Source organism: Microbacterium sp. (assembly GCF_047607465.1).
Classification (GTDB): domain Bacteria; phylum Actinomycetota; class Actinomycetes; order Actinomycetales; family Microbacteriaceae; genus Microbacterium.
On sequence record NZ_JASGCY010000044.1, the window covers coordinates 1 to 14,707 of the forward strand.

Annotated in this window: 13 protein-coding genes; 5 read left to right on the forward strand and 8 right to left on the reverse strand. The window is 69.3% G+C overall.

All coding sequences use genetic code 11. The features are described from left to right. Nucleotides 1-178: 178 nt before the first annotated feature. Nucleotides 179-736, forward strand: coding sequence for a TetR family transcriptional regulator (locus tag QM568_RS05345; protein WP_415136584.1), 558 nt, complete (start codon nt 179-181; stop codon nt 734-736). Here the strand turns inward: QM568_RS05345 and QM568_RS05350 are convergent. The 7 genes from QM568_RS05350 to sufB all read right to left on the reverse strand — a co-directional run bounded on the left by QM568_RS05350 (nt 705) and on the right by sufB (nt 7,338). Then, nucleotides 705-2,066, reverse strand: coding sequence for an MFS transporter (locus QM568_RS05350; RefSeq protein WP_415136586.1), 1,362 nt, complete (start codon nt 2,064-2,066; stop codon nt 705-707). The genes QM568_RS05345 and QM568_RS05350 overlap by 32 nt on opposite strands. Continuing rightward, entirely contained in the window at nt 2,063-3,217 is a 1,155-nt protein-coding gene (locus tag QM568_RS05355) for a MalY/PatB family protein (RefSeq protein WP_415136588.1), read from the reverse strand. Before QM568_RS05355 ends, QM568_RS05350 begins: the two co-directional genes overlap by 4 nt. Nucleotides 3,218-3,293: 76 nt before the next feature. Beyond that, the gene (locus QM568_RS05360; protein WP_353113410.1) at nt 3,294-3,623 is read right to left on the reverse strand and encodes a metal-sulfur cluster assembly factor; all 330 of its coding nucleotides are present in this window, start codon (nt 3,621-3,623) and stop codon (nt 3,294-3,296) included. A 9-nt stretch (nt 3,624-3,632) separates the two neighbouring features. Continuing rightward, nucleotides 3,633-4,403, reverse strand: coding sequence for a Fe-S cluster assembly ATPase SufC (gene sufC, locus QM568_RS05365; RefSeq protein ID WP_415136590.1), 771 nt, complete (start codon nt 4,401-4,403; stop codon nt 3,633-3,635). After that, nucleotides 4,404-4,730, reverse strand: a complete 327-nt coding sequence (locus QM568_RS05370; RefSeq protein ID WP_415136592.1) for a non-heme iron oxygenase ferredoxin subunit — start codon at nt 4,728-4,730, stop codon at nt 4,404-4,406. Further along, nucleotides 4,727-5,920, reverse strand: a complete 1,194-nt coding sequence (gene sufD / locus QM568_RS05375; protein ID WP_415136594.1) for a Fe-S cluster assembly protein SufD — start codon at nt 5,918-5,920, stop codon at nt 4,727-4,729. The genes QM568_RS05370 and sufD overlap by 4 nt, the downstream gene beginning before the upstream one ends. Further along, complete coding sequence (gene sufB / locus QM568_RS05380) at nt 5,920-7,338, reverse strand: Fe-S cluster assembly protein SufB (RefSeq protein ID WP_415136596.1); 1,419 nt, start codon at nt 7,336-7,338, stop codon at nt 5,920-5,922. Before sufB ends, sufD begins: the two co-directional genes overlap by 1 nt. Before the next feature lie 233 nt (nt 7,339-7,571). Here sufB and QM568_RS05385 point away from each other — a divergent pair, with 233 nt between their 5' ends. Continuing rightward, the gene (locus QM568_RS05385; protein ID WP_415136598.1) at nt 7,572-8,672 is read left to right on the forward strand and encodes a COX15/CtaA family protein; all 1,101 of its coding nucleotides are present in this window, start codon (nt 7,572-7,574) and stop codon (nt 8,670-8,672) included. A 23-nt stretch (nt 8,673-8,695) separates the two neighbouring features. Here the strand turns inward: QM568_RS05385 and QM568_RS05390 are convergent, their stop codons facing one another. Next, on the reverse strand, nt 8,696-9,601 hold the full coding sequence (locus QM568_RS05390; RefSeq protein ID WP_415136600.1) for a heme o synthase: 906 nt from the start codon (nt 9,599-9,601) through the stop codon (nt 8,696-8,698). Nucleotides 9,602-9,866: 265 nt separating this feature from the next. Here QM568_RS05390 and tkt point away from each other — a divergent pair, with 265 nt between their 5' ends. From tkt to QM568_RS05405, 3 genes are read left to right on the forward strand one after another with little or no spacing between them, the layout of a single operon-like run. Continuing rightward, entirely contained in the window at nt 9,867-11,966 is a 2,100-nt protein-coding gene (gene tkt, locus QM568_RS05395; protein ID WP_415136602.1) for a transketolase, read from the forward strand. Between the two features lie 18 nt (nt 11,967-11,984). Next, on the forward strand, nt 11,985-13,097 hold the full coding sequence (tal, locus tag QM568_RS05400) for a transaldolase (protein WP_415136604.1): 1,113 nt from the start codon (nt 11,985-11,987) through the stop codon (nt 13,095-13,097). Further along, nucleotides 13,094-14,701 carry a glucose-6-phosphate isomerase gene (locus QM568_RS05405; protein WP_415136606.1) on the forward strand — a complete coding sequence of 536 codons (1,608 nt, stop codon included), beginning with the start codon at nt 13,094-13,096 and terminating at the stop codon, nt 14,699-14,701. The genes tal and QM568_RS05405 overlap by 4 nt, the downstream gene beginning before the upstream one ends. The last annotated feature ends 6 nt before the right edge of the window (nt 14,702-14,707 follow it).

The following is a 14,707-nucleotide window of genomic DNA, read 5'->3' on the forward strand; positions in this document are numbered from 1 at the left end:
CTCCTCGCCCTCGCCCGACGCCGCGTCGACGTCCTCTGGGCACTCCTGCGCGACAACCGAACCTTCACGATCGACAGCCCAACGAAGACCGCAATCGCGGCTTGACAACTTCATTGAGACTCCTTCGTCGAGGCTCCTGAACAGTGTTCACCTGAACGGTGTTCACTATAGTGGTGCTGTGAGCCCCGATCGCAACCCGACCCGTCATGATCGCGACAGCGTCGCGCGCGCCGCTCTCGCACTGCTGGATGAGGTGGGTCTGCCCGACCTGTCGATGCGGCGCATCGCCGCCCGGCTGGAGGTGCAGCCCAGCGCCCTGTACTGGCACTTCGCCAGCAAGCAGCTCCTGCTCGCCGAGCTCGCCGACCGGATCACCGCCCGCGTGCCCATCGCGGAATCCGACCCGGTCGCGTGCGCCCGCGGCATCCGCGATGCGCTGCTCGCCCACCGCGACGGCGCGGAGCTCGTCCTCAGCACCTCGGCGCTCGGGCTCGGCTCGGCGCACGCCGAGCGTGCCCTCCTGCGCTCGCTCCCAGAGCAGAACCCCGAGCGCGCCGCGGCGCTGCTGCATTTCATCCTCGGTCACACCGCCCTGGTGCAGCAGCGCATGCACGCGCACAGCCACGGGGCCGCATCCGGCGACGACGACCCGACGGCGGGGCTGGATCGCGTGTTCGACCTCGGGGTGACGGCGATCGCCGGGCTCAGCGCGACTCGGCCGCGTGCCCGAGCCTGAGACCGGGCACGAGGGCGAGCAGCGCGAGCGCGATACCCAGCACGAACACCAGCACGAAGGCATCCGCTCCCCCGCCGAGCGCCGCCACGCCGAGGCCCGCGACGGCGATGGCCACCGCAGAAGTCGTCGAGTCGGCGATGGAGAGGGCCGAGGAGTTGAAGCCCTGATCGCCCTCGTCCGAGTAGGCGAGGGTCAGCACGGTCAGCCGCGGGTAGAGCAGGCCCATGCCCGCCCCGGCGAACCCCCAGCCGACGACGACGAGGACGGGGGTCACTGCGGCGGACGCGATGAGGACGAGCACGAGCGCGACGAGGATCGATCCGATCGCGAGCAGCATGATCCGCCGGTTCCCGAGGCGGTCGCCGAACCTCCCCTGCAGATGCGATGCGCCGGCCCAAGCGAGCGCGGAGAGCATCAGCCCGATCCCCGCCCAGGTCGGCGTGAAGCCGAACTCCTCCATCAGCAGGTAGGGGATGTACGCCTCCGCCGCGAAGAACGCGGCGGAGACGAGTCCGCGCATCAGGATCACGCTCGGCAGGCCCCGAGCAGCGCGCAACGTGCCGCGCGGGATCAGCGGCAGCATCGCGGCACCGATCACGGCGATCGCGATCGCGGCCACCGGCCAGCCCAGTGCGTCCGGGCGGTCGGCTGCGAGACCGACGACGACGGCGCCGACCGCGACGACCACCGCCAGCAGGAGCCTCACCAGCAGAGCGCGCGCGTTCTGCGGCGTGCCGTTACCGAGATCGAGCCCGTGCAGGCGCACCGCGATGATCGCGAACGCCACCGCGGTCAGCACGGCGACGCCGAGAAAGACCCAGCGCCAGTCGAGGTACTGCGCGACGGCGCCCGCGAGGAACGGGCCGATCATCGACGGCACCACCCAGGCGGCGGCGAACGCGGCGAAGATCCTCCCGTGCAGGTGCGCGGGGTACAGCCGGGCGATGACGACGTACAGCGCGACCGTCTGCCCGCCGGCGCCGAGCCCCTGCACGAGCCTGCCCACGAGGAACTGCGGCATCGTCGCGGCGCTGCCGGCAATGACCATGCCGACGATGAAGAGGACGACTGCCGCATGCAGCGCGCCGCGCGGCCCGCGCGCATCGGACCACGCACCCGCGGCCACCATGCCGATGACGCTCGTCGCCAATGTGCCGGCGAACGCGACGGCGTACAGCGACTGCCCGTCCAGCGCCGCGCTGACGATCGGCATCACCGTCGTCACGGCGAGGGCCTCGATGGCCGCGAAGAAGATGAGGGCCACTCCTCCTGTGGTGACCCACACCCGCTCGCGGTCCCAGATCGTCGCCGGCGCCGTGGACGCGCTCATCCGCGCGGGAGCGCGGCGATGCGTTCGATCGCCTCGGTGATGATCTCGGGGCTGGTGCCGAAGTTCAGCCGCACGTGCCCCGCGCCCTCCGCCCCGAACCCGACGCCGGCGTTGAGGGCGACGCGCGCCTCGCGCAGGATCCTCCGCGCAGGCTCCTCCCCGAGCCCGAGGCCGGAGAGGTCGATCCAGGCGAGGTAGCCGGCATCCGGAAGGCGGTAGCGGGCGCCGGGCAGGTGCCGCGCGATCAGGTCGCCGAGGAGCCGGCGGTTCTCGTCGAGCGTGCGCAGCAGCCCATCCAGCCATTCCTCGCTCTCCTCGCTGAACGCGGCGACCGCGGCGATCAGGCCGAGCTGACCGGTGCGCCACACCACCTCGATCGGGAGGCGGCGCAGCACCGCCGTCGTGCGATCGTCGGCGCCGACCATGAGCGCGCACTTGAGGCCTGCGAGGTTGAACGCCTTGCTGGCGCTGACCACGGCGTAGCCGATGCGACGTGCAGGCTCGCTCACGGCGAGGAACGGCGTGAATCCGGCATCCGGCTGCGCGAGCGGCGCATGGATCTCATCGGAGATCACCGCGGCGTCGAATTCGTCGGCGAGCTCGGCGAGGGCGGCGAGGCTGTCGCGCGCGTGCACGGTGCCGGTGGGGTTGTGCGGGTTGCACAGCAGGATCGCCCGCGCGCCGTCCTGGAGGGCGGAACGGATGCCGGCGAGATCGATCTCCCACGCGGATCCCGTGTCGCGCAGCGGCACGCGCACGAGTTCGGCGCCGGCCTCGTCGACGAGATCGTAGAACGGCGGATAGACGGGAGGCATGACGACGACCCGCTCCCCCGGCTGCACGACGCGGCGGAGGATCTCGACGATGCCCATGCTGACATCGGCCGTCGAGCGGATGCGGGCGGGGTCGACCTCCCAGCCGAAGCGGCGCTGCACGAACCGGGCGTAGGTCTCGGCGAGCGGGTTGCGCGAGGCGACGTACCCGGTGTCACCGGTGTCGATCGCCCGCTGCAGCGCCGCTCGGACGGTCGGGGCGAGCGGGAAGTCGGTCTCGGCGACGAACAACGGGAGCACATCGGCGGGGTACTCCCGCCACTTCTCACTGCTGCGCTGCCGGAGCTCGTCGATCGTGAGCGCTCTGACCTCGAGCATCCGTCCTCCTGATGTGATCTTCCCGGAGAGTCTTCCCGAGACGCGGCGCAGCGTCACGGCGACGCTGCGATGCGCGTCAGATCGCGAAGCCGAGGGCGCGCATCATGTCGCGCCCATCGTCGGTGATCCGCTCCGGACCCCACGGCGGCATCCAGACCCAGTTGATCCGGAAGCGATCCACCACCTTGTCCAGCGCCTGCGCCGTCTGCTCCTCGAGCACGTCGGTGAGCGGGCATCCGGCGCTCGTGAGCGTCATGTGGATGACGAGGGCGTCGTTCTCGTCGTCCCACGCGAGGTCGTAGATGAGACCGAGGTCGACGACGTTGATCCCGAGCTCGGGATCCATGACGTCCTTGAGAGCCTCGGTGACCTCGTCGTACTTCTCGTCCGTGAGGGTCGCTGTCATGCGATCAGCCTACGCCTCGATGGGAGCGGCGGGGTCGAGGAAGCGGTCGTATCCCTCTTCCTCAAGGCGGTCGGCGAGCTCGGGGCCGCCCTCCTCGACGATCTTGCCCGCGACGACGACGTGCACGAAGTCGGGACGGATGTAGCGGAGGATGCGGGTGTAGTGCGTGATCAGGAGCACGCCGAGTCCGGTGGCCTCCTTGGCGCGGTTCACGCCCTCGGAGACGATCTTCAGCGCATCGACATCGAGACCGGAGTCGGTCTCGTCGAGCACGGCGAACTTCGGCTTCAGCACCTCGAGCTGAAGGATCTCGTGGCGCTTCTTCTCACCGCCGGAGAAGCCCTCGTTGACGTTGCGCTGGGCGAACTTCGGGTCCATGCGCAGGTTCCCCATCGCATCCTTGACCTCGTTGGTCCAGGAGCGGATCGACGGAGCCTCGCCGTCGAGGGCGGTCTTGGCGGTGCGCAGGAAGTTCGTCACCGTGACACCGGGGATCTCGACCGGGTACTGCATCGCGAGGAAGAGGCCGGCGCGGGCGCGCTCGTCGACGCTCATCTCGAGGACATCCTCGCCATCGAAGGTGATGGAGCCTCCGGTGACGGTGTACTTGGGGTGGCCGGCGATCGTGTACGCCAGCGTCGACTTGCCCGAGCCGTTGGGGCCCATGATCGCGTGGGTCTCCCCCGTGCGCATGGTGAGGGTGATTCCGTTGAGGATCGGGGTGGTACCCGCCTCGGTCTCAACCGTGACGTGCAGGTCGCGGATCTCGAGAACAGACATTCAGACTTCCTTCGTGACAGTCGGGTCGATGAGCACGTCGTCACCGTCAATCTCGACGATGTAGACCGGGACGGGCTCGAAAGCGGGGAGGTTCTGCGGTTTGCCGGTGAGCAGCGAGAAGGCGGAGCCGTGGGCCCAGCACTCCACGGTGTCGCCTTCGACGAAGCCCTCGGAGAGGGAGATGTCGCCGTGCGTGCAGGTGTCGCCGATCGCGTGGATCGTGCCATCGGCGTCTTTGATGACGGTGATGGGCACACCGCCCGGCTCGACGCGCAGCGGCGTGTCGGTCTCGAGGTCGGCGACCCCGCAGACGCGCTCGGCGCTCACGCGCTCACCGCCGCCAGTTCGGCCTCGACAGCGGCCAGCAGCTCCTCCTCGAGGGAGGGGATGCCGAGGCGCTGAACGATGTCACTGAGGAAGCCGAGCACGACGAGCCGCCGCGCCTCCTCCTCGGTGATGCCGCGCGCCTGCAGGTAGAAGAGCTGCTCGTCGTCGAAACGACCGGTCGCGCTCGCGTGGCCGGCACCCAGGATGTCACCGGTCTCGATCTCGAGGTTCGGGATCGAGTCGGCGCGCGCGCCCTCGGTGAGCACCAGGTTGCGGTTCGCCTCGTACGAGTCGGTGCCGATGGCGTCTGGACCGATGAGCACGTCGCCGATCCACACGCTGTGCGCGCTCTCGCCCTGCAGCGCGCCCTTGTAGAGGACGTCGCCGACGGTGTGCGGGCCCTTGTGGTGCAGGTACACCTGGCTCTCCAGGTGCTGCCCGGCATCGGCGTAGGACAGGCCGTAGAGGTAGCCCTCCGCGCCGGCACCGGCGAGCTCGACATTCGGGTTCACCCGCACGACGCCGCCGCCGAAGCTGACGACGTAGTGCTTGAGGGTGGCGTTCGCGTCGACGCGGGCCTGGTGTGCGGCCGCGTGCACGGCGTCGTCGGCCCAGCGCTGCAGGCTGATCACGCTGAGGGCAGCGCCATCGCGCACGATGATCTCGACGTTCTGCGCGTACTGCGCCGAGCCGCGGTGGTCGAGCACGACGGTCGCACGCGAGTTCGGCTTCGCCTCGATGAGGATCTGCCCGAACCCGCGCTTGTCGGCACCGGAGCCGTCGAAGCGGAGCACGATCGGCTCGGCGACCTCGTCATCGGCCTCGATCCGCAGGTGCAGTCGCTGCGCGTGCTTCCAGGCGAGTGCGCTGGGGAGATCCTCCGGGCGGAAGAACTCGCCGTGGGCGTCCTCCTCGGGCACGAGGTGCGCCGCGGCCCCATCGAGATCGACGGTGACGGCGAAGCCGTCTCCGGCCTCGTCCGAGAGGAGACCCGCGAGGCGGGCGAGCGGGGTGTGCTTCCAGTTGACCTCGCGGCCGGTCGGAGCGCCGAAGTCGGCAGGCTCGTAGGAGCTCGGCCGCTCGGAGCGGGTCTGCACCGGCACGAAGCCGGCGTCGGCGACCTTGGCGGCCGGGTCGATGTGCGCGTTCGTGTGCGGCGCCTGTGCAGGCGCGGTCGTCGGGGTCGTCACTAGCCGACCGATCCTTCCATGCCCATCTCGATGAGCTTGTTCAGTTCCATCGCGTACTCCATCGGCAGCTCGCGCGCGATCGGCTCGATGAAGCCGCGCACGATCATCGCCATGGCCTCGTCCTCGGGCATGCCGCGCGACTGCAGGTAGAACAGCTGCTCCTCGCTGACCTTGGAGACGGTGGCCTCGTGGCCGAGCTGCACGTCGTCGACGCGGATGTCGATCGCCGGGTACGTGTCCGAACGGGACTTCGTGTCCACCAGCAGCGCGTCGCAGCGCACGGTGTTCGCGGAGTGGTGCGCTGCGGCATCCACCCGCACCTCGCCGCGGTAGCCGGCGCGGCCGCCGCCGCGCGCGATCGACTTCGAGACGATCGACGACTGCGTGTACGGCGCCATGTGGATCATCTTCGCGCCGGCGTCCTGGTGCTGGCCGGGGCCGGCGAAGGCGACCGAGAGCGTCTCGCCCTTGGCGTGCTCGCCCATGAGGTAGATCGACGGATACTTCATCGTCACCTTGGAGCCGATGTTGCCGTCGACCCACTCCATCGTCGCGCCCTCGTGCGCGACCGCACGCTTGGTGACGAGGTTGTAGACGTTGTTCGACCAGTTCTGAATCGTCGTGTAGCGCACGCGTGCGTTCTTCTTCACGATGATCTCGACGACGGCCGAGTGCAGCGAGTCGGACTTGTAGATCGGGGCGGTGCAGCCCTCGATGTAGTGGACGTAGCTGTCCTCATCGGCGATGATCAGGGTCCGCTCGAACTGGCCCATGTTCTCGGTGTTGATGCGGAAGTACGCCTGCAGCGGGATCTCGACGTGCACGCCCTTGGGGACGTAGACGAACGAGCCGCCGGACCAGACGGCCGTGTTGAGTGCTGCGAACTTGTTGTCGCCGGCCGGGATCACGGTGCCGAAGTACTCCTCGAAGAACTCGGGGTGCTCGCGCAGTGCCGTGTCGGTGTCCATGAAGATGACGCCCTGCTGCTCCAGATCCTCGCGGATCTGGTGGTAGACGACCTCGGATTCGTACTGCGCGGCGACGCCGGCGACGAGGCGCTGACGCTCGGCCTCTGGAATGCCGAGGCGCTCGTACGTCTCGCGGATGTCGGCGGGAAGGTCCTCCCACGACTGCGCCTGCTTCTCCGTGGAGCGCACGAAGTACTTGATGTTGTCGAAGTCGATCTCGCTGAGGTCGGCGCCCCAGGTGGGCATCGGCTTGCGGTCGAACAGGCTCAGACCCTTGAGCCGGGTCTTCAGCATCCACTCCGGCTCGCTCTTGAGCGCCGAGATGTCGCGCACGACGGCTTCGGAGAGGCCTCGTTTCGCGCTCGCACCGGCGGCGTCGGGGTCGTGCCAGCCGAACTCGTACACCCCCAGCCCTTCGAGCTCCGGGCGGTCGATCAGCACATCCGACATCACACACTCTCCTTTTAGGTCCCGAAACGGTGTCATCCGCCCCGACACACCTGATCCCGTCGAGTCTGCGGGAGTGGGTGCCGTTGGTGGGCCCTCATCATCGGCGCTGTCATCGCGCCTAAACTGTCAGGGATGCGTTCCGCGCGTGCGCGGCCATCCCAACATCCCGATTCTACAGGTTCACTCCGCCGTGCGGGCCGCCGTGTGCGCACACCGGGCGAGCCGGAGGTGCCATGCCCGAGACCGCTGCGACTGTGAGATCGACCGACCGGATCACCGCCGGCCGACCGCTGCGCGTCTTCGCCTGGCTCTCGTTCCTCGCCGAGGTCGTCATCATCGGCACCGGCGGCGCTGTGCGCCTCACCGGCTCGGGCCTCGGATGCTCGGAGTGGCCGCTGTGCACGCCCGAGTCCCTCGTGCCGATCTATGCCGATCAGGGAATCCACGGCTTCATCGAGTTCGGAAACCGCACCATGACCGGCGTCGTCGGGCTCCTCGCCCTCGCCGTCGTGCTGCTCACCCTGTACACGGCCGGGGGCCGGCGGCCGGTCGTGCGCGCCCTGTGGTTCGCCCTCGGCGGCATCGTCGCGGCGGTCGCCGTCTACGCGATCGGCGCGGCGACGGGGCTGCCGGCGGCCGCGCTGATGTCGACGGCGCTGCTGCTGTCGGTGCTGGCCGGTGCCGTCGATTCGCTCCGCCGCCCGCTCCCTCGGCGCGACCTCGCGCTGCTCGCCTGGATCGTGCTCGCCGGTGTCATGGCCCAGGCCGTCGTCGGCGGCTTCGCCGTGCTCAGCGAGCTCGATCCCTTCATCGTTGGCTTCCACTACACGGCCTCGCTGCTGCTGGTGTGCGTGACGACCGCCTACCTCGTGCGTCTCGACGCCCCCGCAGGCCCACGCGAGCGGGTCGTGCCGCTCTGGTTCGCGATCCTCACGCACGTCACCGGCCTCGCCCTCGCCGCCACGATCTTCTTCGGCGTGCTGACCACGGGCAACGGCCCGCACTCGGGCGACGCCGACATCAGGAGGAATGGCTTCGACGCGACTGTCCTCGCGCACGTGCACTCCTGGCCCGGATACATCCTCGCGGTGCTCGTGATCGTGCTGCTGATCAGCGCGTGGGTGCTGCGGCTCGAGCCGCGGCGCTGGCTGGTCGTGCTCGCCGTCGCGATCACGGTGCAGGTCGTCGTCGGCGTCTGGCAGGCCCGAGAAGGGCTCCCGCCGCTGCTCGTCGGCATCCACATGGTGCTGGCGTCGCTCTCGGCCGCCGCGTACACGGTGGTCGTGCTGAAGCTGAAGCGCCCGGTGGACTCACACACGCCCGAAGATCAGTAGGCGCCGAGGCGCTATGACGCCGGTCAGAACGGCAGCAGCGGGTCGACCGCGACGGCGACGAAGATCAGCGTCAGATAGGTGATCGAGGCGTGGAAGACGCGCATCGGACGCGCCTCGGCGCCGCGCACTGCGCGGTTGTAGAGGCGGTGCGACTCGTAGATGAACCAGCCGCCGAACACGAGAGCCGAGACCGTGTAGACGAGCCCCATGTCGGCGATCGGGATGAGCAGCAGCGAGCAGGCGAGCGTCGCCCAGGCGTAGAGGATGACCTGCAGCCCCACCTGGGAGGCGTTGCGGGTGACGCCGAGCATCGGCACGTCGACGTCGTCGTAGTCGTCCTTGTACTTCATCGACAGCGGCCAGTAGTGCGGCGGCGTCCACAGGAAGATGAGGGCGAAGAGGATGAAGGCCGGCCAGTCCAGGGAACCGGTCACCGCCGCCCAGCCGATGAGCACCGGGAAGCATCCGGCGATGCCGCCCCAGATGATGTTCTGCTCGGTGCGGCGCTTGAGGATCATCGTGTAGATGACGACGTAAAAGAAGATGGCGGATGCCGAGAGAGTCGCCGCGAGCCAGTTCGTCGTGATCCACAGCCAGAGCGTGGAGAGGATCGCGAGCGTCCACGAGAAGATCAGAGCGCCCCGCGGACTGACCTCGCCGGTCACCAGCGGGCGGTTCTCGGTGCGGTGCATGTGCGCGTCGATGTCGCGGTCGAGGTACATGTTGAACGCGGCAGCCGACCCGGCGCTCATCGAGCCGCCGATCACGGTGGCGAGCACCAGCCAGAGGGGCGGCATGCCGCCCTGGGCGAGGAACATCACCGGCACGGTCGAGACGAGCAGCAGCTCGAGCACCCGCGGCTTCGTGAGGGCGACGTAGGCCTTCACCGTGCGAGCGGCGGATTTGCGGACAGCGGTCTGATCAGACATCGTCGAGATCTCGATCGCCTCCTCAGGGCACGCGCGTAGACAGCTCTTCCATCTTATGCCACGCGTCGTTCTCCCCGTCTCCTGGCACGGTGGAAGCGGAGATTTCCTCCCGTGAAGAGCGTGTCGTCAAGCGCTGTAACCGGCGGCGCCCGCAACGCTATGCTGAAACAACTCGCGCCCGGCGCTCCAGCATCCTCCTTCCGTAACGTTGCGGACCGCGATGTCGTGCTCCGGGCGCCCTCGAACCGTTGGAGAAGGGCATCACGTGTCGGAACTGCTGTGGGATGAGATCGATCGGCGCGCGGTGGACACCGCGCGCGTGCTGGCCGCGGATGCGGTGCAGAAGGTCGGGAACGGTCATCCCGGAACGGCGATGAGCCTCGCCCCGGTCGCATACCTGCTGTATCAGCGCGTGCTGCGTCATGATCCGGCGGATACGGACTGGCTGGGCCGCGACCGCTTCATCCTGTCGGTGGGCCACTCCTCTCTGACGCAGTACGTGCAGCTGTACCTGGGCGGTTTCGGGCTGGAGCTCGGCGACCTCGAGGCGCTGCGCACATGGGGCTCGCTCACCCCCGGTCACCCCGAGTACGGCCACACGAAGGGCGTCGAGATCACCACCGGCCCCCTCGGCCAGGGCCTCGCCTCCGCCGTCGGCTTCGCCTATGCGGCCCGGTACGAGCGGGGTCTGTTCGATCCGGATGCTGCAGCGGGTGCGAGCCCGTTCGACCACTTCGTGTACGTGATCGCCGGTGACGGCGATCTGCAGGAGGGCGTGACCAGCGAGGCGTCGAGCCTGGCGGGGCACCAGCAGCTGGGCAACCTCATCGCGATCTACGACTCGAACCAGATCTCGATCGAGGGCGACACGGACGTCGCGTTCACGGAGGACGTGCGCGCCCGGTACGAGTCGTACGGCTGGCAGGTGCTCGAGGTCGACTGGCGTCGCACGGGCCAGTACGTCGAGGACGTCCAGGAGCTGTTCGACGCGATCGAGCAGGGCAAGGCCGAGACCGGCAAGCCCACGCTGATCATTCTGAAGACGATCATCGGATGGCCGGCGCCGAACAAGTCCGGAACCGAGTCGGTGCACGGCAACGCCCTGGGCGCGGACGAGGTCGCGGCGACGAAGGAGGTGCTCGGGTTCGATCCAGAGCAGAGCTTCGTCGTCGAGGACGCGGTGATCGCGCACACCCGCGAGCTCGCCTCCCGCGCCGCCGAGGCGCGCGCGGCGTGGCAGGCGGACTTCGACGCATGGGCTGCGGCGAACCCCGAGCGCAAGGCGCTGCTCGACCGGCTCGAGGCCGGTGAGCTGCCCGAGGGCATCGAGAGCACGCTGCCGGTGTTCGAGGCAGGCACGGAGATCGCGACCCGCGCGGCATCGGGCAAGGTCATCAACGCCCTCGCCGGTGCGCTGCCGGAGCTGTGGGGCGGATCCGCCGATCTCGCCGGCTCCAACAACACCACGATCGCAGGGGCGAAGTCGTTCATCCCCGCGCAGTGGTCCACGCACGACTGGTCGGGCTCCCCGTACGGCCGGGTGCTGCACTTCGGCATCCGCGAGCACGCGATGGGCTCGATCCTCAACGGCATCGTCCTGCACGGCAAGACCCGTGCGTTCGGCGGCACCTTCCTCATCTTCAGCGACTACATGCGCCCAGCGGTGCGTCTGGCCGCCCTCATGAACGTGCCGAGCATCTTCGTGTGGACGCACGACTCCGTCGCCCTCGGTGAGGACGGCCCCACGCACCAGCCGATCGAGCAGCTCGCGACTCTGCGCGCGATCCCGAACCTCGCGGTCGTGCGCCCTGCGGACGCGAACGAGACGGCGGCGGTGTGGCTGGAGGTGCTGCGTCGCCACGAGGGTCCCACCGGGCTCGCGCTGACCCGGCAGAACATCCCGGTGTTCGCCCGCGGCGAGGGCGAGGCATCCGGCGAGGTCTTCGCCGCCGCGTCGAACGCGGCCAAGGGCGCCTACGTGCTCGCCGAGGCCCCGAACGGCACCCCCGACGTGATCATCATCGCCACCGGTTCCGAAGTGCAGCTCGCCGTCGAGGCCCGCGCTGCCCTCGCGTCCGAGGGCGTGAACGCCCGCGTCGTGTCCGCCCCGTCGCTGGAGTGGTTCGCCGAGCAGGACGAGGCCTACCGCGAATCGGTGCTGCCGGCATCCGTCACGGCCCGCGTGTCGGTCGAGGCGGGCTCCGTCCTCAGCTGGCGCGGCATCGTCGGCGACAAGGGCCGCTCGATCGGCATCGACCACTTCGGCGCCTCCGCCGACTACAAGACCCTCTTCCGCGAGTTCGGCATCACCACCGACGCCGTCGTCGCGGCCGCCCGCGAGACCCTGGCCGCACAGGCCAACTGAACAAGGAGTCCCCCGCTCATGAGTACCCCCACCGCAGATCTCGCCGCCGCCGGCGTCAGCATCTGGCTCGACGACCTCTCCCGCACCCGTATCGATTCCGGGAATCTGCAGGAGCTGATCGCCACGCGCAACGTCACCGGCGTGACGACGAACCCGACGATCTTCGCGAACGCGATCACGAACCCGAGCGACACCTCCTACGACGCGCAGGTCGCCGAGCTCGCGGCCTCGGGCGCGACGGCCGAGGAGGCCGTGTTCGCGGCCACCACGCAGGACGTCGCGGCCGCTCTCGACATCTTCCGCCCGGTCTGGGAGGCCTCGGGCCACGTCGACGGGCGCGTCTCGATCGAGGTCTCCCCCGACCTCGCCCACGACACCGAGGGCACCGTCGTTCAGGCCAAGCAACTGTGGGCGAGGATCGACCGCCCGAACCTGCTCGTCAAGATCCCCGCGACGAAGGCGGGCCTGCCTGCCATCGCGCAGGCGATCGGTGCTGGTATCAGCGTCAACGTCACCCTCATCTTCAGCCTGGAGCGCTACGCCGAGGTCATCGATGCGTACCTCACCGGGCTGGAGACAGCCAAGGCCGCAGGCATCGACCTGTCGACCATCGAGTCGGTCGCGTCGTTCTTCGTGTCGCGCGTCGACACCGAGACCGACAAGCGCCTCTCCGCGATCGGCACCGCAGAGGCCGACGCGCTCAAGAGCAAGGCTGGCCTCGCCAACGCGCGTCTCGCGTACGAGCTGTACGAGAAGAGCTTCGCGAGCGACCGCGCCACCGCCCTCCTCGACGCCGGCGCCAACGTGCAGCGGCCGCTCTGGGCGTCCACCGGCGTCAAGGACCCTGCCCTGCCGGACACCCTCTACGTCACCGAGCTCGTCGCCCCCGGCGTCGTGAACACGATGCCCGAGAAAACGCTCGAGGCCACCTTCGACCACGGCGTCGTCACCGGCGACACCATCACCGCGGGCTACGACGAGGCCCGTGAGGTCTTCGCCGACATCGCCGCGCTCGGCATCGACTTCGCCGACGTCACCCAGGTGCTCGAAGACGAAGGCGTCGCCAAGTTCATCGACTCCTGGCACGACCTCCTCGCCCAGGTCAAGGAAGGCCTCGAGGCCCAGCGATGACCTTCGCGCTGCACGCCTCGGGCGCGGCGAGAGCCGCGATCGAGGAGGCCGTCCCCGGCCTCGTGCACGACCTCGTGGCGTCCCGCATCACCGGCGGCGACGCCACGCTGTGGGGTCCGGATGCCGAGGCGGAGGCCGCCATGCGTCTCGGATGGGTCGAGGCCGTCTCGATCTCGCGACCGCTCGTGCCGGAGATCGTCGCGCTGCGCGATGACCTCGCGGCCAGGGGCGTCACGCGCGTCGTGCTCGCAGGGATGGGCGGCTCGTCGCTCGCACCCGAGGTCATCGCGCAGACCGCGCACCGCGAGCTCACCATCCTCGATTCGACCGCGCCTGGGCAGGTGCTCGCAGCACTCGACAACGGCATCGAGAACACGGTGCTGGTCGTCTCCTCCAAGTCGGGGTCCACGATCGAGACCGACTCGCAGCGACGCACCTTCGAGGCCGCGTTCCGCGACCTCGGCATCGATCCCGCCGAGCGCATCGTCGTGGTCACCGATCCAGGCTCCCCTCTCGAAGCCTCGGCCCGAGAGGCCGGCTACCGCGTGTTCGCCGCCGACCCGAACGTCGGCGGGCGCTATTCCGCGCTCACCGCGTTCGGACTGGTCCCGGCCGGCCTCGCCGGCGCGGACATCTCCGAGCTCCTCGACGAGGCCGAAGCCTCGTTGCTCGAGGTCGCCATCGACTCCGCCGACAACCCGGCTCTGCGCCTCGGCGCCGCCATCGCCGCGGCATCGCCCCGCCGCGACAAGCTGGGCCTCGTCGCCGACGGCACGCACATCGACGGTCTCCCCGACTGGATCGAGCAGCTGATCGCGGAGTCGACCGGGAAGAACGGCACCGGCATCCTCCCGGTCGTGCTGCTTCCCGTCTCGCCGGAGCTGGAGAGCCGTCCAGACGACCTGCAGATCGTGCGTCTCGTCGACGACGCCGATGCGTTCCACCTGCGCGAGCAGCACCCTGGCGAGATCCTCGTCTCCGGCACCCTGGGCGCGCAGTTCATCGTCTGGGAGCACGCGACCGCGATCGCCGGGTTCCTCCTCGGCATCAACCCCTTCGACCAGCCCGACGTGGAATCGGCCAAGACCGCGGCCCGCGGCCTCCTCGATGCCCGGCCGGAGCCGACGGCACCCGTACTCGTCGAGAACGGCGTCGAGGTGCGCGTCTCGGATGCCGCCCTCGCCGCCTCCGGGACGATCGAGGGCATCCTCGATGCGCTCTGGGCGTGCCTCGGCGCAGACGGCTACGTGTCGATCCAGGCGTATGTGAACCGCATCGACGTCCCGCAGCTGCAGGGCCTGCGCGAGCTCGTGGCGGCCGACTCCGGCCGCCCGACGACGTTCGGCTGGGGTCCGCGCTTCCTGCACTCGACCGGCCAGTACCACAAGGGCGGGCCGGCGCAGGGCGTGTTCCTGCAGATCCTCGAGCGCACCGACGTCGACCTCGAGATCCCCGGTCGCCCGTTCACATTCGGGCAGCTGATCCAGGCGCAGGCCGCAGGCGACGCCGCGGTCCTCGCCGATCACGGTCGGCCTGTGGTCTCCCTCACGATCACCGATTCGTCGGCCGACGTCCTCACCCTCTTCGAAGCAGCACAGAAATAAGCAAAC

Bases quoted from the DNA above. Each gene is read 5' to 3' on its own strand.
- QM568_RS05405 (WP_415136606.1), top strand. From the start codon at position 13,094: ATGACCTTCGCGCTGCACGCCTCGGGCGCGGCGAGAGCCGCGATCGAG.
- QM568_RS05350 (WP_415136586.1), bottom strand. From the start codon at position 2,066: ATGAGCGCGTCCACGGCGCCGGCGACGATCTGGGACCGCGAGCGGGTG.
- QM568_RS05360 (WP_353113410.1), bottom strand. From the start codon at position 3,623: ATGACAGCGACCCTCACGGACGAGAAGTACGACGAGGTCACCGAGGCT.
- tal (WP_415136604.1), top strand. From the start codon at position 11,985: ATGAGTACCCCCACCGCAGATCTCGCCGCCGCCGGCGTCAGCATCTGG.
- QM568_RS05385 (WP_415136598.1), top strand. From the start codon at position 7,572: ATGCCCGAGACCGCTGCGACTGTGAGATCGACCGACCGGATCACCGCC.
- sufB (WP_415136596.1), bottom strand. From the start codon at position 7,338: ATGTCGGATGTGCTGATCGACCGCCCGGAGCTCGAAGGGCTGGGGGTG.
- QM568_RS05390 (WP_415136600.1), bottom strand. From the start codon at position 9,601: ATGTCTGATCAGACCGCTGTCCGCAAATCCGCCGCTCGCACGGTGAAG.
- sufC (WP_415136590.1), bottom strand. From the start codon at position 4,403: ATGTCTGTTCTCGAGATCCGCGACCTGCACGTCACGGTTGAGACCGAG.
- QM568_RS05355 (WP_415136588.1), bottom strand. From the start codon at position 3,217: ATGCTCGAGGTCAGAGCGCTCACGATCGACGAGCTCCGGCAGCGCAGC.